The organism is Streptomyces sp. NPDC091282 (assembly GCF_044757385.1).
Taxonomy (GTDB): Bacteria; Actinomycetota; Actinomycetes; order Streptomycetales; family Streptomycetaceae; genus Streptomyces; species Streptomyces gramineus.
Map to the genome: position 1 here is coordinate 286,769 of NZ_JBIVUX010000009.1, position 17,742 is coordinate 304,510.

The window sequence follows — 17,742 nt, forward strand, 5'->3', positions numbered from 1 at the left end:
CGCACACCACCCGGGTGCGGACACCGCCGCGCGGTCCGCACCGTCTACCGGGACTGTACGGCCGGGCCGGGCTCAGCGCACCGGGAAGCCGAACGTGTACCCCTGTCCCTTGAGCCACGGCAGCAGCTCGCGCAGGGCGGCCACGGTCTCGGAACGGTCGCCGCCGGCGTCGTGGAAGAGCACGGTCGGTCCGTTGGGCATCTCGTCCTTGACGGTGGCGACGACGGCGGACGTGCCGGGGCGTTCGAAGTCCTTGGAGTCGACGTTCCAGCCGAGCGGCCGCATGCCGTGCGAGGCGGCGAGCTTCCTGCTGTACGGGGTGAAGGCGCCGCCCGGGGCGCGGTAGTAGAGCGGCCGGACGCCGCCCGACGCCTCGGTGATCATCCGTTCCGCGTCGAGGATCTGCCGGGACTGGTAGGCCTCGGATTTCTTGTCCATGGTGACGTCGTGCGACACCGTGTGGTCGCAGAGCCGGTGACCGGCCGCGACCACGGCCCTGACCAGGTCGGGATGGGCCTGCGCCTGCGGGCCGATCATGCAGAACGTGGCCTTCGCGCCGTACTCCTTGAGCACCTGGAGCACCCGTGGCGTCCAGACGGGGTCCGGGCCGTCGTCGATCGTGATGTTCACGCCCCGGGCGCCCCGGTCCGAGGCGTGCGCGATCTCCACCGACACCGGCGCCGCCTTCGGACCCGCGCCGGGCGCCGCGGGACGCTCCGCGGCGCGGGCCCGCGTGTTCCCGTCGGCGGGACCGGCCGGTGAGGTCCACAGCGAGGCGGCCACGGCCACCGCCGTGACCGCCGTCGCAGCCGCGGCCACCTGGCCGTACCATCCTCGTCCGCGCCGTGCCATCGTCCGCCCCGATCCTCGTTCCGCTGTCCTCGTGCACCCGTGCAGACGGAAGGCGGTGGGCTCCGGCTCCATCCGTTACCGATCACGGACAATTCCGCGGGAGATCCGCGACGGGCTCCCCGCGTGTCCTTTAACGGCGGCCGGGCCGATCGGTGTTGGCGGTCGGCCCGGACGGGCCCACGGAATTAATGCAACCGGGTTGTGCTAGAATCCCGCCCGTGAGTTCGCCCCGCCCCCAGCGCGCCCGCAGTACGGAGGCCAAGCGACAGCGGGAGCGGGAGATCCTCGACGCCGCTCGGTCGCTGGGCACCGCCGGCAGCGTGCGTGAGGTCACGCTGACCGACATCGCCGCCGCCGTCGGCATGCACAAGTCCGCGATGCTGCGGTACTTCGAGACCCGCGAGCAGATCTTCCTGACGCTCACCGGCGAAGGCTGGCAGGAGTGGTCGGCGGCGCTGCGCGCGCGGCTCGGCGAACTCGCCGGCGCCGGGCACGGGGAGATCGCGGCGGCCCTCGCCCGGTCGCTCGCGGCGCGGCCGTTCTTCTGCGACCTGCTCGCCCAGGCTCCGCTGAACCTGGAGCGCAACGTGTCGCTCGACTCCGCCTACGCCTTCAAGACGGTCGCGCTCGCCGAGGTCGCCTCGATCGCCGCCGCGCTGCGCGGCCTGCTCGGGATCGGCGAGGACGCGGCCGTGGACGTGATCGCCACCGCCACGGGCATGGCCGGAGCGCTCTGGCAGATGGCCGCACCCGGCACGGGCCTTCGCGAACTCTACGAGAGCCACCCGGAGATGGCGCACGCGGTGGTCGACGTGGAACCCCGGCTGACCCGCATCCTGACCGCCCTCCTGGACGGCCTGCGGCCCTGAGCAGCCATCGCTCCCGGAGCCGGCCGCCCGCCCCCGGCGGACGGCCGGACGCCGCTCAGGAGGCCCGGCCGGCCTCGTGGACCAGCTCGACGGCACGGCCCAGGGTGGCGAGCCTGTCCTCCAGGGTCTCTCCGGCCGGATAGAGGCGGACCGTGTCCACGCCCGCGTCGCGCCAGACGGCCAGCCGCTCGCGCACCATGGCCTCCGTGCCGATCAGCGTCGTGCCGAGCACCATCTCGTCCGTCACCAGGGCGGCCGCGCCGTCCCGGTCGCCGGCCTGCCAGCGCTCGTGGACCTCGGCGGCCACCTCGGCCCAGCCCTGACGGCTGTAGGCGCCGTTGTAGAAGTTGGTCGAGGCCGAGCCCATCCCGCCCAGACTGAAGGCGAGTTCCTTCTTGCGTCCGGCGACCATCGCGCCGAGCGCCTCCTCGTCCGGTGCGAAGGCGACCTCGGCGCCCTGGCACACGTCCAGCTCCGCCCGGGTCCTGCCGCCGCGCGCCAGGCCCTCGTCGAGCGGGGCGAAGTAGGCCTCGGCCGCGCCCTCGGGCACGAAGCTGGTGCCGAGCCAGCCGTCGGCGACCTCGCCGGTCAGGCGCAGCATGGCCGGGGACAGGGCGGCGAGGTAGACCGGGATCCGGTGCTCGGCGCGCATCGACAGCCGCATCGGCCTGGCCTCGCCGCCGGGCAGCGGGATCGCGAACTCGGCGCCGGAGTAGGAGAGCCGGCCGCCGTCGAAGATCCGCCGCACGATCTCCACCGTCTCCCGCATGCGCCGCAGCGGCCGGGCGAAGGGCACGCCGTGCAGCCCCTCGATCACCTGCGGCCCGGAGGCGCCGAGGCCGAGCAGGAAGCGCCCGCCGGACAGGTTGGAGAGCGTGACGGCCGTCTGGGCCACCGCCGTCGGGGTCCGGGTGCCCAGCTGCATCACACCGGAGCCGAGCAGCATCCGCTCGGTGCGCGCCGCGTAGTAGCCGAGCGCGGAGGGCGCGTCGGAGCCCCAGGCCTCGGCGACCCAGCAGATGTCCAGGCCCAGTTTCTCCGCCTCGACGACGAAGTCGCCCAGCCCGGACCAGTGGTCGCCGCCCGAGGCCTCGATCGTGGTGGCCGTCCGCATCACGCCTCCGCCCGCCGCTTGATCTGGGCGAGGGTGGCGGTGATGTTCCGCTCGAACTCCCGCAGCCGCACGAACACGATCTTCTGCTCCTTGTCGGGCATCCGGTCGATCGCCGCGGACAGCCCCGACCGGCCCGGTCCCAGCTGCATCCACTGCGCCAGTTCGGTCCCGCCCTTCTCGGGGCGCAGCCGGAACCGCCAGACCGCGGAGGGAGCGGCCGGGTCCTCGACGGCCCAGGCGAGCACCGACTCCGGTGCGCACTCGATCACGTGGGACGTGGTCTGCCACGTGCCGAGCGCCTCGTGCTCGCTGCGGCCGACGAACCTCGCGCCCACCGCGGGCCGGGTCGCGCCGTCCAGCCAGGCGACGGAGCGGAGTTCCTCGCTCATGTCCGGCATCAGTTCGATGTCGCTGACCAGGGCCCACACCGTCTCCGGTGGGGCGTCGATCCAGGTCCGCACCTCGACCGTGGGTTTGTCCGCGTAGCGTGCGCCCGTCCACTCCAAAGTCGTCGGCCTCCTCGCCGTCCGGGGTCTGACCTCCAGAGTTGCTTTATGAGACTCTGCGTGTCAAGAGCGCGGGACACCGCGTGTCGGGTGTCCGGGCCGGGCCCGGCGCGCGCCGGGCCCGGACGGCGCTCACTCCGTGCCGAACCGCCGTCGTACGTCCGGGCGCCGCGCGAGCCGCTCGGGATAGCCGGGGCCCATCCGCATCGAGGTGTCCCCGGCCCGCAGGGGCGCGCGGCACTGGGCGCAGACCACCTCGGCCGTGGTGTCGTGGTCGCAGGAATCGTGGTGGAACACCACGGGCACCCCGCTCTCCCCGGCCAGCCAGCGGTCGCCCCAGGCGGACATCGCGGCCAGCACCGCGAACAGGTCCCGCCCCTTCTCGGTGAGGACGTAGTCGTACCGCGGCGGCTCGGCCTCGTACGGCCGCCTCTCCAGGATCCCCGCGTCGACCAGGTGGCGCAGCCGGTCGGTCAACGTGTTGCGGGCGATGCCCAGTTCCCGCTGGAACTCGTCGAAGCGACGGATCCCGTAGAAGGCCTCCCGCACCACCAGCGGCGTCCAGTGGTCACCCAGCAGGTCGACGGTCCGTGCGATGGAGCACGGCCACGTGGCGAACGACGTCCGTTTCATGGCCTCACGATACCGAGCCCCGCACACCGGGTCTCATCAAAAAACTGACCTGACGGCGGTATGCGCGTACGGGCCGTCGGCGGTCCGCCGGGCACGGGCCGCGTGGACAGCGCCGCCGGGTGCGCTTTGACTGGTCATGACGGGATCCCTACGTCGAGACGAGGTGCCGGCCATGGAGATCGCGGGATCGGTCGCCGTCGTGACCGGAGCGAACCGGGGGATCGGGCTGGCGTTCTGCCGCGCCCTGCTGGACCGGGGCGCGGCCAGGGTGTACGCGGGCGTCCGCCGGCCGCAGGACCTCACCGAACCGGGCCTGGAACCGCTGCTCCTGGACGTCACCGACCACGACCAGGTGGCGTCCGCGGCGCGGACGGCGTCCGACGCCACCGTCGTGATCAACAACGCGGGCATCCAGGGCGGCCCCCCGCTATTGGGGGACGGCTCCCTGGACGGGGCCCGGCGGGAGCTGGAGGTGAACTACCTCGGCACCTGGGCCGTCTCCCGTGCCTTCGCGCCGGTCCTCGCGGCCAACGGCGGCGGAGCGCTGGTGAACATGCTGTCCGTGGCCTCCTGGCGGGCCAACAGCAGGTTCCCGAGCTACGCGGCGTCGAAGTCCGCCCAGTGGTCGCTGACCAACGCGCTGCGCCTGGCCCTGCGGGACCAGGGGACGCTGGTCGTCGGCGTGCACGTGGGTTACGTGGACACCGACGCCACCACCGAGGTCCCGGGCCCGAAGTCCGACCCGTCCGAGGTGGCGGCCCGGACCATGGACGCCCTCGCGCGCGACGAGCCGGAGGTGCTGGTCGACGAGACGGCCCGGAAGGTCCGCGCGGCGCTGTCCGGACCGCTCGATCTCCTCTACGGCACCGCCTGAGCGTGCGGCGGCCTGGCCGCGGACCGACCCGACCCAGTGGTGAGGTGAGCCATGCAGACCGACTTCGACGTCGTCGTCCTGGGAGCCGGGCCCGGCGGCTACGTGGCCGCGATCCGGGCCGCCCAGCTGGGCCTGCGCACCGCCGTCGTGGAGGGCCGGTTCTGGGGCGGGGTCTGCCTGAACATCGGGTGCATCCCGGCCAAGGCGCTGCTGCGCAACGCCGAGGTGGCCCAGCTGATCACGCACGAAGCCGGGAAGTTCGGCGTGCGGATCAGCGGCGAGATCGCCCTGGACTACCGCGCCGCCTACGAGCGCAGCCGGGTGGTGGCCGACGGACGCGTCAAGGGCGTCGGCTATCTGATGCGCAAGAACGGGATCGCGCAGTTCGACGGGCAGGGCACCTTCCTCGACCCGCACACCCTCCAGGTGCGCCTGCGGGACGGGGAGACGGCGCTGTCCTTCCGCTCCTGCATCGTCGCGACCGGCTCCGTCGTGAAGCTGCTGCCGGGCACCACCCTGGGACGGCGGGTGGTCACCTACGAGGAGCAGATCCTCTCCGACAGCCTGCCCGGCAGCATGGTCATCGCGGGCGCGGGGGCCATCGGCGTCGAGTTCGCGTACCTGCTGCGGTCCTACGGCGTCGAGGTCACGCTGGTGGAGTTCCTGGACCGGATCGCACCGCTGGAGGACGAGGAGGTCTCCGCCGAACTCACCCGGCGCTTCAAGCGCCAGGGCATCCGGGTGCTGACCTCGACGGCCGTCCAGGGGATCGAGGAGACCGAGGACGGCGTGCGCGTGACCGTCCGCCGGGACGGCGCCGAGCAGGTCCTCGAAGCCGAGAAGGTGCTCCAGGCCACCGGCTTCCAGCCGCGCACGGCCGGCTACGGACTGGCCGCCACCGGAGTGCGCCTGACCGGGCGCGGCGCCGTCGACATCGACGGGTACTGCCGCACCAGCGTGCCGCACATCTACGCCATCGGGGACGTCACGGCCAAGCTGATGCTCGCGCACACCGCCGAGGCGATGGGCATCGTCGCCGCCGAGAGCATCGCCGGCGCGGAGACCATGGAGCTGGACTACCGCATGATCCCGCGGGCCACCTTCAGCCAGCCGCAGATCGCGAGCTTCGGCTGGACCGAGGCACAGGCGCGCGCCGAGGGCTTCGACGTGCGGGTGGCGAAGTTCCCCTTCACGGCGAACGCCAAGGCCCACGGCTTCGGCGACACGGCCGGGTTCGTGAAGCTGGTGAGCGACGCCCGCCACGGCGAACTCATCGGCGGTCACATGATCGGCCCGGACGTGACCGAGCTGCTGCCCGAGCTGACGCTGGCGCAGAAATGGGACCTCACGGTGACCGAACTCGCCCGCAACGTCCACGCCCACCCGACGCTGAGCGAGGCGGTCCAGGACGCCCTGCACGGACTCGCCGGCCACATGATCAACCTCTGAGGCCCCGCGATCCGCCGGTGACCCGGGCCTTCGGGCGGGTGGAGTAATCTGCTTCGGCCCCGGCAACCCGCGTCCCTGGAGGAAGCATGCCCACCGCGGACGAGCTGATCGGCCCCGACGTCGTGCGTCGTCTCGCGGCCGTCCTCCAGGAGGCGGCCCCCCGCGCGTCGCGCTGGCAGGCCGTCGCGGACAGCCCGGCCCTGCTCGGCCCGCTGGGTCTGAGCGACCGGGCCCGGACGGTGGGCGAGGCGCTGCTGGCCGACTGCGGCCGGGACCACGAGGAGCTGGCCCGTGCGGTACGGCGGGCGCTCGCCAGGCCCGAGCTGACGGGCTGGATGATCTGGCCGGTCAGCGAGGCCGTCGCCGTCGCGGCCACCACCTCCGGCACCGGCCGCCACTTCGACGACGGCCTGGAGCTGCTGGCCCGGCTCACACCGCGGCTCACCGGTGAGTTCGCGCTCCGCACCTTCCTGATCGCGGACTTGGACCGGACCCTTGCCACGGCCCTGGCCTGGACCGGCTCCCCGGATCACGCCGTGCGCAGGCTGGCCAGCGAGGGCACCCGCCCCAAGCTGCCCTGGGCCCGGCAGGTGCCCGCGCTCAACCGCGACCCCGCCGTCACGGTCCCGGTGCTGGACCGGCTGTACACCGACGCCTCGCCGGACGTGCGCAGGTCGGTGGCGAACCACCTCAACGACATCTCCCGGCTGGACGCCGCACTGGCCGCCGGGACCGCGGCCCGCTGGGCGCGCGAGCCGCGGGCCACCACCGGCGCCCTGGTCCGGCACGCCATGCGCACCCTGGTCAAGCAGGGTGACCCGGCCGCCCTGGAGCTGGTCGGGTTCCACGGCGGCGCCGAGGACCTGAAGGTGGTCGGGCCGCTGCTGGCGGAGACCGACGTCCCGATGGGCGGTGACCTCGTCTTCACGGCCCGCATCACCAACGTCTCGGCGCGGCCGGTCTCCCTCGCCGTCGACTACGTCGTCCACCACCTGAAGGCGAACGGCAGGCCCGCGCCGAAGGTGTTCAAGCTCGCCAAGCGCGAGCTGGCCCCCGGCGAGTCGGCCGACATACGGCGGAGCCATTCGTTCCGGCCCATCACCACACGCGTCTACTACCCGGGCGCGCACGCCGTGCAGCTCCAGGTCAACGGGCACCGCTTCGATCTCGCGGACTTCCGGCTGCTGGCGGCCGACGGGCCGGCGCCGCGGGCCGCCGGGGAATGATCCCGGTCCCGCCGGTGGTTGCGACGACGGTCGTACCATGACCTGACCGTCCCGAAGCCACCCCAAGGAGCCACCGTGGCCCGCCCCCGTACCGCCGCCCGCACCGTGGAGCACCCCGAGCTGGCGGAGGTCTCGCTCCAGCAGGTGCTGGAGGCGCTGGTGGATCCGGTACGGCGCCTGGTGGTGGCGCAGCTCGCCCGCGCGGGCGAGGACCTGACCTGCGGGACCTTCCAGGCCCCGGTGTCGCTCTCCACGCTGACCCACCACTTCAACGTGCTGCGCGAGGCCGGCGTGATCCGGCAGTACTACGTCGGGACCGCCAAGATGAACACGCTCCGCGCCGACGAGCTGGAAGGGCGCTTTCCCGGCCTGCTGACGGCGGTGCTGGCCGCCGTGGCGGCGGAGGACGGGAAGCGCGTGGACGAGGTGAGCGCCGGCTGAGGCCGCCGGTCCGTTCATATTTTGATCGCCGTCGAAATTTGACGGCCATCGAAGCTTGAGGCAGGGTGGGTCGTGCCGCCGAGCGCGTTCGGTGCGCCTTACGCCCCTTTTCTCCTGCCTGAGGACGGATTCACCATGGCACGACTCGTGCAGTTCGATCAGACCGGCGGACCCGAGGTCCTGACCCTCCGCGAGGTCGAGGTCGGTGATCCCGGCGCCGGGGAGGTGCGGATCCGCGTCGACGCGATCGGCCTGAACCGCGCCGAGATCATGTACCGCGAGGGCGCCTACTTCTACGACCCGGTCTTCCCCTCGACGCTGGGCTACGAGGCCGCCGGCGTCGTCGAGGCGGTCGGCGAGGGCGTGACCGGCCTCGCCGCGGGCGACCCGGTCGCGGTCGTACCGCAGTTCCTGCAGACCGACTACGGCACCTACGGGGACCACGTCCTCGTCCCCGCCTCGGCCGTCGTGCCCCGCCCCGCCGACGTCGACCCCGTCCGGGCCGCCGCCGTGTGGATGGCCTACGTCACCGCCTACGGGCCGCTCACCGAGAGCGGCCGGGTACGCCCCGGCGACCACGTACTGATCTCCGCGGCCTCCAGCAGCGTCGGGCTGGCCGCCATTCAGATCGTCCGCCACATCGGCGCGGTCCCGATCGCCACCACCCGGGGACCCGGCAAGAAGCAGCGGCTCCTGGACGCGGGCGCGGCCCATGTGATCGTCACCGACGAGGAGGACCTGCCCGCCCGGATCAAGGAGATCACCGGCGGCGAAGGCGTCCGGCTGGCCTTCGACCCGGTCGCGGGACCCGGCGTCGAGACCCTCGCCCAGGGCATCTCGCCCGGCGGTTTCCTGGTGGTCTACGGCGCCCTCGACCCGCAGCCCACGCCGCTGCCCAACGCCCAGTCCTTCCCGGCGCTGACCAGCAGCACCTACACGCTGTTCGAGATCACCACCGACCCCGAGCGGCTGCGCCGCGCGGTCGCCTTCGTCAACGCGGGCCTCAGCTCCGGCGCCTTCGCACCGGTCGTGGACCGCACCTTCGACCTCGCGGACATCGCGGAGGCGCACCGCTACATGGCGGCCAACGAGCAGGTCGGCAAGATCGTCGTCACCGTCGGCCACGGCGCCACGACGGCGTGAGCGCGCCGTGGCGCGGCCGGGTGACGGCTCAGTCCTCGCCCCGCACCACGTTCCAGTCGTCGCCGCGCCGCGGCCGGTCCCGGCCGCCTTCGGCCGTCGCCCGCACCCAGGTGCGTATGCCCTTTCCGCGCAGGCGGCGTGCCGTCGCCCATCCCGTCTCGGATCCGCGGATGCTGCTCGTGCCGATGACTTCCATGCTCACGACGTCGTCTTCTCTCTGCCCCGGCCGTCCGGGTCCGGGGCGTCGCGGTCTCGTTCCTGGCGGGTCCCCGTTCGGCGGCCGCGGAAACACCGGGCCGCCCCGGGTACGCCGAAGAGCGGGATCCCCGGAGGGGGACCCCGCTCTTCGGCATCGGCTGCTCCGTCAGTGCTTGAAGATGTCCTTGGTCTTCTCCTTGGCCTGACGGGCCGCGCCCTTCGACTTCTTGGCCTGGCCTTCGGCCGTCATCCGTTCGTTGCCCACCGCGCGGCCGACCGTCTCCTTGGCCTTGCCGGTGGCCTCTTCCATCTTGCCCTTGGCCTTCTGCTCTCCGGACATCCTCGTTCACCGTCCTCATCCCGTGGGGGAAACCGTGCTGCCCACCGAGTAACCCCATGTCGGCCGACGAAACAGACGTCACCCGTTCGGCCTCCCCTCACTCGGTGCCGGGCGGCGGGAGCAGCGTTCCCAGCGGGCCGAGATCCAGGTTGAGGTCCTCCATGGTCAGCCCGTGGTCGGCGCACAGCTCGGCCATGCGGTCATGGAGGATCATCAGGGTGGAGCCCAGCCGCTCCTCCTGCTCCTCGGTGAGGTCTCCCTGGTCCACACGGTGCAGCGCCTGGCGCTCCATGAGCTGCCGCAGCAGCTCGACCAGCGTGAGGACCAGCCTGACCAGGTCCCGCTCGACGGTGTCCGGATCGGTGCTGATGCGGCGGACCGGCCGCGACGGCCCCGGCCGCCCGGCGGGCGCCACGTCCTCGGGTACGGCGGGCAGCAGCCGGAAGGCCCGGCCGGCCGCGTCGGCCACCTCGGCCAGCCGGTCCGGTGAGCCGGGACTCCGGCCGGCGCGTCCGCCGGTCATGACAGGCCCTCGGGGTCAGCCGGGGCCGCCCAGGGCGACGGGTTCCGGGCGCTCACGGAGACGATCAGGGCCCGCAGCGAGATGCGCACCAGGTCGATGTCGGCGATCGAGAGCACCAGGTCACCGGTGACGACGACACCGCCGCTGAGCAGCCGGTCGAGCAGGTCGACGAGGGCCACCTGGCGCTGGGCCAGCGGCTCCGCCCCGCTCGTCCGCCCGCTCGTCCGCTCGACGTCCGTCATGGCGCCCGCTCCGCCGCGGGCGGCTCACGGCCGGGCGGTTCACCGCCGGGCGGGTCGCCGTCGGGCGGTTCACCGCCGGGCGGGTCGCCGTCGGGCGGGGCGGTGAAGGAGTACGGCGCCCACGGGCCGGTGACGTCGATCCGCACGCCGGGCAGGTCACGGACGGCGCCGAGGACCTGGCTGCGGAAGTCAGCCGCCGTCTCACGGGACAGCAGATAGGCGTCGTTGACCACGTTCTCCCCGCCGCCGACCGCCAGTTCTCCCTGCTGGACCCGGTGCCGGGCGTGATCGGCGGCCAGCGCGCGGCCGATCGCCTCGACCCGGTCGGCGGCCTGCCGGGCGGCCCGGTAGGACTCGTCGCGGGCGTGCCGCTGGGAGCGCCGGGCGCGGAGGTACGCCCGGCCGGGGCTGACCCCATCGGCCGCACCGGCCGCCACCGTCTCGTCGGCGCCCCGCGCGTCCGCCCGGGACTCGACGTAGATCTTCACGCCCCATTCGAGCCGGCCCGCCAGCCGCCGCAGGGCCTGCGAGAACGCGTCCGCCTGCTCGCGGAGCACCGCCGCCACCCGGTCGTCGTCCAGGTACACGGTGGCGAGCCGCAGCGGCAGCACCGTGGTGCGTGCGGCCGCGGCCTCGATCACGCCGTGGTGGGCGCGGGCGACGGCCTCCAGCCAGGTGAGGTCCTCCAGGTGCCGGCGCAGGGCGTCCTCCCGGAAGTCCTGGGCGGGTACCGCGCTGACGGCCGCCACCGGTGCGTCCGTGGCGCCCTGCGGCACCAGGCGCACGGGCGCTCCCGCGACTCCCGCCAGCGCGCCGAGGGCCGCGTCGAGGCCCTCGGCGGGACGCAGCACGGCGTAGACGTAGGCGACCTCCTCAGTCATCGGCCGCTCCGTTCCCGCGCCGGGTGCGGGAGGTCCGCGGCGCACGCCTGCGTACGGCGGCCGGCCGCGGCTCGTCCGCGCGCAGGGCGGGTTCCTCCCGCAGCGCCTCGATCTCCGCCCGCAGCCTCCGGTTCTCCTCGGCCAGGGCACGGTCCCCGGCCCGTGAGGACAGCGACGGGTCGTGCTCCCACCAGTCGATGCCCATCTCCCTGGCCTTGTCCACGGAGGCGACGATCAGCCGGAGCTTGACGGTGAGCAGCTCGATGTCGAGGAGGTTGATGCGGATGTCTCCCGCGATGACGATGCCCTTGTCCAGGACGCGTTCCAGGATGTCGGCCAGGTTCGCCGAGGAGCCGTGGTCGTAGCCGTACGGAGCCGGTGCCCGCGACGGGTACGCGCTCAGCCGGTCGGCCGGTGGTTCGGACACCGCAAGCACCTCGATTCCGGGTCAGGGAGTGGGATCGCCGCGCCGGAAGGCCGCGATCTCCTCCAGGCGGTCCAGCAGCAGGTCCTCGCGCTCCTCGAAGGCCGCCTGGTCGATACGGCCCGCCAGCAGCTCTTCCTCCAGCGCGGCCAGTTCGCGTTCGACGGGTGCCGGGTCGTAGTACTCCTGCTCGGCGGCCTCGACCACCCGGTCGACGACCCAGCCCACGCCGCGCACCGGGGCGAGCGGGAGGGTCAGGAGTTGAGTCAGCAAACCCATGAGCGCATCCCCTCAGACGAAACTGTAGGGAGGCAGAGGTCCGCGCAGCCGGATCTCGCACTCCTCGCCGAGTTGGTTGGCCAGGCTGATCCCGGTGGCCAGGAACATCTCCTCCTTGTCCGCGGGGACCAGGAAGGAGACGCTGAGGAAGTCCTCTCCGCCGGGCGCGGAGACGCTCTCGTCGGACACGTACGGGTGCAGGGCCTCGACGATGCCCTTGGCGAGCGCCTCCTGGCGGGTCTCGGCCTCCCGGGCGACCAGTTCGCCGAGCGCGAGCGACATCTGCGGGGTGCCGGAGCCGTCGCGGATGGCGGTGTTGAGTTCGCGGGCCTCGTCGGACTCCAGCAGGATCCGGCGCAGCAGCGCCGCCTCCTCCCACGAGCACTTCAGGTTGTACTCGGTGGTGCCGTCCAGCGAGCGCAGCCGTTCCGCGTACTCGGCCGCCCTGCCCGCCAGGGCCGCGCGCACGGCGTCGTCGTCCTCGGTCGTCATGCCGAACCGCAGCGGCAGTACGGCACCGTCGGCCATCAGCCGCTCCTGGACCTCCTGATGGGCCGCGACGTCACGCCGCCTGGCCCGCAGCCCCTCGGGCGCCTCGCTGACGACCGCACACAGGCCGCCGCCGGCCACCGTGCGCAGCGCGGCGGGAGGGTCGCCGACGCCGTGGACGCCGTCGAGCCGCGCCGGATGGTCCTCGGAGATGATGGAGTACACGTAGACGGCCATGGTCATTCCCTCCGCCGCCGCGTCGCCGTTCTGGCCGGCCGCCGCTTCTGGCGGGGCTCTTCCTCGTCCTCCTCGCCGCCGTCGCCCGTCAGGGTGTCCTTGACGGCCTCGACCGCGCCGGTCAGGGCGCCCTTGGACTTGCCCGCGGCCCCGCCCTCGGTGATCTCGCCGACGAGGTCGGTGAGCTGGGTGGGCTGCTTGCTGCCCGATTCGAGGTCGAGGCGGTTGCAGGCCTCGGCGAAGCGCAGATAGGTGTCGACGCTGGCCACGACGATCCGGGCGTCGATCTTGAGGATCTCGATGCCGACGAGTGACACGCGGACGAAGACGTCGATGACGAGGCCGCGGTCCAGGATCAGATCCAGGACGTCGTACAGGCTGCCCGTGCTGCCGCGCGAGACTCCGCCCGCGCCTTGTGGCACCACAGTCATGGTGCCTCCCTTCACCACCCCCTGGTGCGGATCAGCGGCGCCGGTCGATCTGGCCGCGGGTGTAGCGGCCGGTCCGTTCGTACGCCAGCAGTTCACCTCTCGCACTCAGCGTCACGTGGTAGGTACCCAGGACGCTGGTGGTTTCGGGTACTCGCTCCAGTTCGAGTACCTCGACATCGGCTTCCCATCCCTCCTCGGTCCGTCTGATCGCCGAGACCGACTCCGGGGCGCGTCCGAGGAGTTCCTCCAGCTGCCCCGCCGCGGAGCGCATGGCCCAGGCCGCCGAGTGTCCGGCGGGTTTCCGGGTCCCCCCGGTGCGGGTGCTGCGCCGTGCGTCGTCGTGACTGCGGGAGGGGCGCCTGCCACTCCCCGTGCCGTTCTTGTCGGACGCGGCCATGTTCCCAACTCCGTCGCTGGAGCGCGCTCCACCATGGTCAAAATGTACTATTTCACCATATACATCTTGAAAGTGTGCTGCGACGGGCCGATGGCGACCGTGCGCCGCCGTCCGGCCGCGCAGCGGCTCGCCGGAGGGAATGATCGATGAACGAATCGACGAAGATCGCTCTCGCTGCCGCGGTCGCCGGTGGCTACGTCCTCGGCCGCACCAAGAAGGGAAAGGTCGCCTTCGGCCTGGCCACGTACCTGGCGGGCCGCCGTTTCGGTCTCGAACCCCAGCAACTGCTCACCGAAGGACTGCGCAGGGTCCAGGAGATCCCTCAGGTCGCGGACCTCAACGAGCAACTGCGCGGCGAGTTCAAGGACGCGGGACGCAAGGCCCTCATGGCGGCGGCCGACCGCAAACTCGCCGACTTCGCGGACGCCTTGCACGCCCGGACCGCGCGCGTCGGAAGCGGGAAGGCGAAGGACGAGGACGAGGAGGAGTACGAGCCCGAGGAGGACGAGGAGGAAGAGTACGAGGACGAGTACGAGGACGAGGGCGAGGGCGAAGGCCCGGAGGAGGAAGAGGACGAGGAAGAGGGCGAGGAGGAAGAGGAGGAAGAAGAGGAGGAAGAAGAGCCCGAGGAAGAGGAGTTGGAGGAGCCGGAGCCGGAGGAGAAGCCCAGGGCCAGGAGGTTCAGGTCGGGGCGGAGCCGGTCCGGGGACACCGGGAAGGAGTCGCCGGGCCGTCGTACGTCCGAGCCCCGCAAGGCCCCGGCGCGCAAGGCCGCCGCCAAGAAGGCGCAGCCGGCCAAGAAGGCGCCCGCCAAGAAGCAGGCTCCCGCCCGGAAGTCCGCGGCGAAGAGGTCCGCGCCTCCGGCGAGAAAGGCCGCGGCGAAGAAGACCGCGGCGCCCGCCCGGAAGACCGCGGCGAAGAAGACCGCCGCGAAGAAGACCGCTTCGAAGAAGACGACCGCCAAGAAGACGTCCGCGCGGCGGAGGTAGGCCATGGTGAGGACGGCAGAGCAGAACGGGCAGGACCAGTCCTCCGGCCTGGACCGGTTGCGCGAGGAGTTCGTCGACTACCTCGGTGCGCAGGTGGAGCATCTCGCGGACGTCGCGGGCGGCAAGGTGGAGGGCCTGACCGACCAGTTGAAGGACGTGGTCGACGGCGGCGGTGTTTTGCCGAAGGTCGGCGCCCGCGTCCTTCAGGGGGATTCGCCCGTCAAGGCGCTCATCGGCGAGAAGGCGAAGAGCATCAAGGACAGCGCCACCGAGAAGATCTCGAACCTGTTCGGCGGCGGCAAGGGCCGCAAGTCCGGAACTCCCAAGGTGACGACCATCATCGAGCACCTGGACGTCGGTGTGCCGATCCGGGCCGCCTACGACCACTGGACCCATTTCGAGAAGTTCAGCTCCTTCACCAAGGGCGTGCGCAGTGTCTCGCAGGGGGACGAGACCGGCAGCGACTGGAAGGTGAAGGTCGGTCCCTCCACGCGTTCGTGGAAGGCCACCATCCAGGAACAGGTCCCGGACGAACGCATCATGTGGACGTCCGACGGTGCCAAGGGCAGCACCCGGGGATGCGTCAGCTTCCACGAGGTGACGCCCACGCTCACCCACATCGTGCTCGTCGTCGAGTACTACCCCTCCGGTCTCTTCGAGAAGACCGGCAACCTGTGGCGTGCCCAGGGCCGCCGGCTGCGGCTGGACGCCAAGCACTTCCAGCGTTACGTCACCCTCTCCGACGAGGACCCCGACGGCTGGCGCGGTGAGATCCGCGACGGCGAGGTGGTGCGCACCCACGAGGAGGCGATGGAGGAGGAAGAGGCGCAGCGCGAGGACGAGGAACCGGACGAGGAGGCCGGCGAGGAGGACGAGGAGCAGCCGGAGAACGAGTACCCGGAAGAGGACGAGGACGCGGACGACGAGTACGAGGACGAGTACGAGGACGAAGCGGAGGAGGGCGACGGCGAGGACGAGGAGACCGAGGAGGAGGAAGAGGACGACGAGGACGAGGCGTGAAGCCCGTCCTCGCCGCCCTGCCCCGGTCCCCGCGGCCGGTCAGCCGGTCTTTCCGCCCAGTGCGGCCTCGACGCTGTCGACGACACCCATGGCGTCCCGGTAGGACCCCGGCAGGAAGTCCGGGGTGCCGACCACGTGACCGTCCTTCGCGGCCGGCAGCCGCTTGAACGAGTCGAGCGCGAACAGCTTCTGGATGTCGTTGGCGGGAGAGCCGTCGTTGTTCGTGTAGTAGATGACGTAGCCGGCGTCGTCCAGCAGGTCCGCGCGCTCGTAGGACACGGACTTGGTGGCGCCGGCGGCGACCGAGGCGGTGGCCGACGCGAACCGGACCCCGAGCTTGCCGAGGATGTTCCCGACGGGCGACGCGGAGCCGTAGATCCAGTAGTTGCCGCTGTCGAAGCCACCCTGGACGACGTCCCACGTGCCGTCCGCCAGCGTGCCCGCGTACTTCTCGCGCACCGCCGCGAGCCGCTTCTCGTACGCCTGCTTCAGCGCGTCCAGCTGGGCCGGGCGGTTGACGAACCGGGCCGTGTCGTCGGGGTACTTGGTCCAGTCCGCGGTCTCGTCGAAGGACGCGAAGGCGGTCGGCGCGATGGCCGAGAGCTTCGCGTAGGCCTTGGAGAGGTACGGCACGTCGACGCCGACGATCAGGTCCGGCCTGAGCGAGGCGATCTTCTCGTAGTCGAGGTCGGCGCCCGTGGTCACCTTCGCGGCGGCCTTCCAGTTCTTCAGGTAGCGCGGGGGGACGTAGTTGGCGCCGCTGTTCTCGACGCCCACGGGCTCAAGCCCGAGGTCGAACAGCGACTCGGTGGACCACGAGTGCACGGAGACGATCCGCAGCGGGCGGGCGGGCACGGTCACCTTGCCGTGCGCGGTGGCGACCACCCGGGTCGCGGCGGTCTTGGCGTCCGTGCCGCCGGAGCCGGACGATCCGCAGGCGGTGAGGGCCAGCGCGAGGGCGGTGGCGGCGACGGCGGGGCGCAGCAGGCGGGCGCGGGTGGTGCGGGAGAACCGGGGCATGACGGATCCAGGTGAGTGTGTCGGGGGAGGGGACGGGGGTGAGGGCCCGGTGTCAGGCGGCGTCGGGGCCGACGCCCGCGCGGGCTGACTGGACGTGGGTGGCGAGGCCGTCGAGCAGGACGGCGAAGTTCTCCCAGCTGTAGGCGTACCAGGAGGCCAGTTCTGGCTTGAAGACCTGTCCGGCGCGCACGGCGGGGGTGCGCCGCCACAGGGCGTTGTCCGGCAGCGGGTCGGCGACCGCCCACACCAGCAGGTCGGCCGGCAGGGTCGGCACGTTCTCCCAGCTGACGGCCTGGCTGTAGGTGTTGTCGGCGCCGGCGGGCACCGGCAGCAGGCGCATGCCGAGCGCGCGCACCGTCTTGAGCACGGCCCACGTGCCGGGGTTCATCACGCCGAGGGTGGCCTTGTCGATGCCGAAGACGAAGCCGACCCGCAGGTCCCGGTTGGCGGCGACGGCCCTGCGCAGCCGGGTGCCGCCCTGCCGGAAGCGGTTCTCGGCCGCGGAGTCGGCGAGCGGCAGGCCGAGGGAGCGGGTCAGCCGGTCGGCGGTCCCGGCGATGTCCTCGATCGGCCGGTAGGTGCTCAGCCCCACCACCGGGGCGATGCTGCTCACCTCGGAGAGCTGCGAGGCCACTTGGAGGGTGCCGTCGGCCTGCACCGCGTCGACCAGGAGGTCCGGGCGGGCCTGCGCCAGCGCTTCGAGCCGTACGCCCTTGTCCGCGGAGTAGATCTTCGTGACACCGTTCCAGTCCGGGCCGACGGCGGAGACGATGCCCTGCCCGGAGTCGGTGGCCGCCACCGGGCGCAGGCCGGCCGCCCACAGCGCGGCACCCGCGGTGTCGGTGAGGAACGCGATCCGCCGGGGCCGGCGGGCCAGCCGTACGGTGTGGCCGCGGTCGTCGGTGAAGGACCACCCGCCGTCGCCGGATCCGGTGGCCGACGGGGCGGAGGCGGACGCGCCGCTCCCGCACGCGGTCAGACCGAGGAGCGCGGCCGTGCCGAGCCCGCCGGCGACGAGCCCGCGCCGGGTGGGCCGGGCGGCGGAACGGGGGCGGGTGAGGGTGGTGCTGGTCATGGGGTCGTCCTAGGGATAGCGCGGGTGCGGGGTCGGGGCCTGCGCGGGTAACGGCTCGTACGACGGCAGGCGCCGCCCGCGGTCGGGGAT

Annotated in this window: 24 protein-coding genes; 8 read left to right on the forward strand and 16 right to left on the reverse strand. The window is 72.5% G+C overall.

Annotated elements, in window-relative coordinates:
* Nucleotides 1-72: 72 nt before the first annotated feature.
* Entirely contained in the window at nt 73-852 is a 780-nt protein-coding gene (locus ACIQOE_RS34795; RefSeq protein WP_362643375.1) for a polysaccharide deacetylase family protein, read from the reverse strand.
* 218 nt (nt 853-1,070) lie between these two features.
* On the opposite strand from ACIQOE_RS34795, the gene ACIQOE_RS34800 reads away from it, so the two are divergent.
* Nucleotides 1,071-1,721, forward strand: a complete 651-nt coding sequence (locus ACIQOE_RS34800; RefSeq protein WP_351323716.1) for a TetR family transcriptional regulator — start codon at nt 1,071-1,073, stop codon at nt 1,719-1,721.
* Nucleotides 1,722-1,776: 55 nt separating this feature from the next.
* Here the strand turns inward: ACIQOE_RS34800 and ACIQOE_RS34805 are convergent, their stop codons facing one another.
* From ACIQOE_RS34805 to ACIQOE_RS34815, 3 genes are all read right to left on the reverse strand, one after another.
* Nucleotides 1,777-2,835: an LLM class flavin-dependent oxidoreductase gene (locus tag ACIQOE_RS34805; RefSeq protein WP_401415742.1), complete on the reverse strand. Its 1,059-nt coding sequence runs from the start codon at nt 2,833-2,835 to the stop codon at nt 1,777-1,779.
* On the reverse strand, nt 2,835-3,341 hold the full coding sequence (locus ACIQOE_RS34810) for an SRPBCC family protein (RefSeq protein ID WP_351323714.1): 507 nt from the start codon (nt 3,339-3,341) through the stop codon (nt 2,835-2,837). The genes ACIQOE_RS34805 and ACIQOE_RS34810 overlap by 1 nt, the downstream gene beginning before the upstream one ends.
* Before the next feature lie 132 nt (nt 3,342-3,473).
* The gene (locus ACIQOE_RS34815) at nt 3,474-3,974 is read right to left on the reverse strand and encodes a helix-turn-helix domain-containing protein (protein ID WP_363019315.1); all 501 of its coding nucleotides are present in this window, start codon (nt 3,972-3,974) and stop codon (nt 3,474-3,476) included.
* A gap of 172 nt (nt 3,975-4,146) precedes the next feature.
* Between ACIQOE_RS34815 and ACIQOE_RS34820 the strand changes: the two genes are divergently transcribed.
* The 5 genes from ACIQOE_RS34820 (at nt 4,147) to ACIQOE_RS34840 (ending at nt 9,107) form a co-directional block, all read left to right on the forward strand.
* Nucleotides 4,147-4,848, forward strand: coding sequence for an SDR family oxidoreductase (locus ACIQOE_RS34820; RefSeq protein WP_351323712.1), 702 nt, complete (start codon nt 4,147-4,149; stop codon nt 4,846-4,848).
* A gap of 51 nt (nt 4,849-4,899) precedes the next feature.
* A complete protein-coding gene (gene lpdA / locus ACIQOE_RS34825; RefSeq protein WP_401415745.1) occupies nt 4,900-6,297 on the forward strand; it encodes a dihydrolipoyl dehydrogenase in 1,398 nt (465 codons plus the stop codon).
* An 86-nt stretch (nt 6,298-6,383) separates the two neighbouring features.
* Nucleotides 6,384-7,523: a DNA alkylation repair protein gene (locus ACIQOE_RS34830; protein WP_401415747.1), complete on the forward strand. Its 1,140-nt coding sequence runs from the start codon at nt 6,384-6,386 to the stop codon at nt 7,521-7,523.
* A 75-nt stretch (nt 7,524-7,598) separates the two neighbouring features.
* Entirely contained in the window at nt 7,599-7,964 is a 366-nt protein-coding gene (locus ACIQOE_RS34835; protein ID WP_362643381.1) for a helix-turn-helix domain-containing protein, read from the forward strand.
* A gap of 135 nt (nt 7,965-8,099) precedes the next feature.
* Nucleotides 8,100-9,107: a zinc-dependent alcohol dehydrogenase family protein gene (locus ACIQOE_RS34840; RefSeq protein WP_401415750.1), complete on the forward strand. Its 1,008-nt coding sequence runs from the start codon at nt 8,100-8,102 to the stop codon at nt 9,105-9,107.
* Nucleotides 9,108-9,135: 28 nt separating this feature from the next.
* Here ACIQOE_RS34840 and ACIQOE_RS34845 read toward each other — a convergent pair whose 3' ends face one another.
* The 10 genes from ACIQOE_RS34845 to ACIQOE_RS34890 form a co-directional block, all read right to left on the reverse strand.
* A complete protein-coding gene (locus tag ACIQOE_RS34845) occupies nt 9,136-9,309 on the reverse strand; it encodes a hypothetical protein (RefSeq protein ID WP_351323974.1) in 174 nt (57 codons plus the stop codon).
* Between the two features lie 162 nt (nt 9,310-9,471).
* Complete coding sequence (locus tag ACIQOE_RS34850) at nt 9,472-9,645, reverse strand: CsbD family protein (protein WP_351936038.1); 174 nt, start codon at nt 9,643-9,645, stop codon at nt 9,472-9,474.
* Between the two features lie 97 nt (nt 9,646-9,742).
* Entirely contained in the window at nt 9,743-10,168 is a 426-nt protein-coding gene (locus ACIQOE_RS34855; protein WP_365558495.1) for a gas vesicle protein K, read from the reverse strand.
* On the reverse strand, nt 10,165-10,410 hold the full coding sequence (locus ACIQOE_RS34860) for a gas vesicle protein (protein ID WP_401415754.1): 246 nt from the start codon (nt 10,408-10,410) through the stop codon (nt 10,165-10,167). Before ACIQOE_RS34860 ends, ACIQOE_RS34855 begins: the two co-directional genes overlap by 4 nt.
* Nucleotides 10,407-11,291: a GvpL/GvpF family gas vesicle protein gene (locus ACIQOE_RS34865; protein WP_401415757.1), complete on the reverse strand. Its 885-nt coding sequence runs from the start codon at nt 11,289-11,291 to the stop codon at nt 10,407-10,409. Before ACIQOE_RS34865 ends, ACIQOE_RS34860 begins: the two co-directional genes overlap by 4 nt.
* Nucleotides 11,284-11,718 (reverse strand): gas vesicle protein, encoded by a 435-nt coding sequence (locus ACIQOE_RS34870; RefSeq protein WP_401415760.1) that lies wholly within the window; start codon nt 11,716-11,718, stop codon nt 11,284-11,286. Before ACIQOE_RS34870 ends, ACIQOE_RS34865 begins: the two co-directional genes overlap by 8 nt.
* Nucleotides 11,719-11,739: 21 nt before the next feature.
* Nucleotides 11,740-11,994: a gas vesicle protein GvpG gene (locus tag ACIQOE_RS34875; RefSeq protein ID WP_401415763.1), complete on the reverse strand. Its 255-nt coding sequence runs from the start codon at nt 11,992-11,994 to the stop codon at nt 11,740-11,742.
* A gap of 12 nt (nt 11,995-12,006) precedes the next feature.
* Entirely contained in the window at nt 12,007-12,720 is a 714-nt protein-coding gene (locus ACIQOE_RS34880; RefSeq protein WP_401415766.1) for a GvpL/GvpF family gas vesicle protein, read from the reverse strand.
* A gap of 2 nt (nt 12,721-12,722) precedes the next feature.
* Nucleotides 12,723-13,151: a gas vesicle structural protein GvpA gene (locus tag ACIQOE_RS34885; protein ID WP_401415769.1), complete on the reverse strand. Its 429-nt coding sequence runs from the start codon at nt 13,149-13,151 to the stop codon at nt 12,723-12,725.
* 31 nt (nt 13,152-13,182) lie between these two features.
* Entirely contained in the window at nt 13,183-13,548 is a 366-nt protein-coding gene (locus tag ACIQOE_RS34890; protein ID WP_351323699.1) for a gas vesicle protein, read from the reverse strand.
* A 146-nt stretch (nt 13,549-13,694) separates the two neighbouring features.
* Here ACIQOE_RS34890 and ACIQOE_RS34895 point away from each other — a divergent pair, with 146 nt between their 5' ends.
* Nucleotides 13,695-14,537 (forward strand): histone protein, encoded by an 843-nt coding sequence (locus ACIQOE_RS34895; protein ID WP_401415772.1) that lies wholly within the window; start codon nt 13,695-13,697, stop codon nt 14,535-14,537.
* A 3-nt stretch (nt 14,538-14,540) separates the two neighbouring features.
* Nucleotides 14,541-15,557, forward strand: a complete 1,017-nt coding sequence (locus ACIQOE_RS34900; protein ID WP_401415775.1) for an SRPBCC family protein — start codon at nt 14,541-14,543, stop codon at nt 15,555-15,557.
* A 39-nt stretch (nt 15,558-15,596) separates the two neighbouring features.
* Here the strand turns inward: ACIQOE_RS34900 and ACIQOE_RS34905 are convergent, their stop codons facing one another.
* Together ACIQOE_RS34905 and ACIQOE_RS34910 are read right to left on the reverse strand one after the other, a co-directional pair.
* The gene (locus tag ACIQOE_RS34905) at nt 15,597-16,577 is read right to left on the reverse strand and encodes an ABC transporter substrate-binding protein (protein WP_351323696.1); all 981 of its coding nucleotides are present in this window, start codon (nt 16,575-16,577) and stop codon (nt 15,597-15,599) included.
* A 52-nt stretch (nt 16,578-16,629) separates the two neighbouring features.
* Nucleotides 16,630-17,652 carry an ABC transporter substrate-binding protein gene (locus tag ACIQOE_RS34910; protein WP_401415778.1) on the reverse strand — a complete coding sequence of 341 codons (1,023 nt, stop codon included), beginning with the start codon at nt 17,650-17,652 and terminating at the stop codon, nt 16,630-16,632.
* Nucleotides 17,653-17,742 lie beyond the last annotated feature (90 nt).

What these genes read in the sequence shown, in the direction of transcription:
- ACIQOE_RS34910 (WP_401415778.1), bottom strand. Translation starts at nt 17,652, where the DNA reads ATGACCAGCACCACCCTCACCCGCCCCCGTTCCGCCGCCCGGCCCACC.
- ACIQOE_RS34830 (WP_401415747.1), top strand. Translation starts at nt 6,384, where the DNA reads ATGCCCACCGCGGACGAGCTGATCGGCCCCGACGTCGTGCGTCGTCTC.
- ACIQOE_RS34900 (WP_401415775.1), top strand. Translation starts at nt 14,541, where the DNA reads ATGGTGAGGACGGCAGAGCAGAACGGGCAGGACCAGTCCTCCGGCCTG.
- ACIQOE_RS34890 (WP_351323699.1), bottom strand. Translation starts at nt 13,548, where the DNA reads ATGGCCGCGTCCGACAAGAACGGCACGGGGAGTGGCAGGCGCCCCTCC.
- ACIQOE_RS34815 (WP_363019315.1), bottom strand. Translation starts at nt 3,974, where the DNA reads ATGAAACGGACGTCGTTCGCCACGTGGCCGTGCTCCATCGCACGGACC.
- ACIQOE_RS34880 (WP_401415766.1), bottom strand. Translation starts at nt 12,720, where the DNA reads ATGGCCGTCTACGTGTACTCCATCATCTCCGAGGACCATCCGGCGCGG.
- ACIQOE_RS34895 (WP_401415772.1), top strand. Translation starts at nt 13,695, where the DNA reads ATGAACGAATCGACGAAGATCGCTCTCGCTGCCGCGGTCGCCGGTGGC.
- ACIQOE_RS34860 (WP_401415754.1), bottom strand. Translation starts at nt 10,410, where the DNA reads ATGACGGACGTCGAGCGGACGAGCGGGCGGACGAGCGGGGCGGAGCCG.
- ACIQOE_RS34840 (WP_401415750.1), top strand. Translation starts at nt 8,100, where the DNA reads ATGGCACGACTCGTGCAGTTCGATCAGACCGGCGGACCCGAGGTCCTG.
- ACIQOE_RS34820 (WP_351323712.1), top strand. Translation starts at nt 4,147, where the DNA reads ATGGAGATCGCGGGATCGGTCGCCGTCGTGACCGGAGCGAACCGGGGG.
- ACIQOE_RS34855 (WP_365558495.1), bottom strand. Translation starts at nt 10,168, where the DNA reads ATGACCGGCGGACGCGCCGGCCGGAGTCCCGGCTCACCGGACCGGCTG.
- ACIQOE_RS34885 (WP_401415769.1), bottom strand. Translation starts at nt 13,151, where the DNA reads ATGACTGTGGTGCCACAAGGCGCGGGCGGAGTCTCGCGCGGCAGCACG.
- lpdA (WP_401415745.1), top strand. Translation starts at nt 4,900, where the DNA reads ATGCAGACCGACTTCGACGTCGTCGTCCTGGGAGCCGGGCCCGGCGGC.
- ACIQOE_RS34905 (WP_351323696.1), bottom strand. Translation starts at nt 16,577, where the DNA reads ATGCCCCGGTTCTCCCGCACCACCCGCGCCCGCCTGCTGCGCCCCGCC.
- ACIQOE_RS34795 (WP_362643375.1), bottom strand. Translation starts at nt 852, where the DNA reads ATGGCACGGCGCGGACGAGGATGGTACGGCCAGGTGGCCGCGGCTGCG.
- ACIQOE_RS34865 (WP_401415757.1), bottom strand. Translation starts at nt 11,291, where the DNA reads ATGACTGAGGAGGTCGCCTACGTCTACGCCGTGCTGCGTCCCGCCGAG.
- ACIQOE_RS34805 (WP_401415742.1), bottom strand. Translation starts at nt 2,835, where the DNA reads ATGCGGACGGCCACCACGATCGAGGCCTCGGGCGGCGACCACTGGTCC.
- ACIQOE_RS34875 (WP_401415763.1), bottom strand. Translation starts at nt 11,994, where the DNA reads ATGGGTTTGCTGACTCAACTCCTGACCCTCCCGCTCGCCCCGGTGCGC.
- ACIQOE_RS34850 (WP_351936038.1), bottom strand. Translation starts at nt 9,645, where the DNA reads ATGTCCGGAGAGCAGAAGGCCAAGGGCAAGATGGAAGAGGCCACCGGC.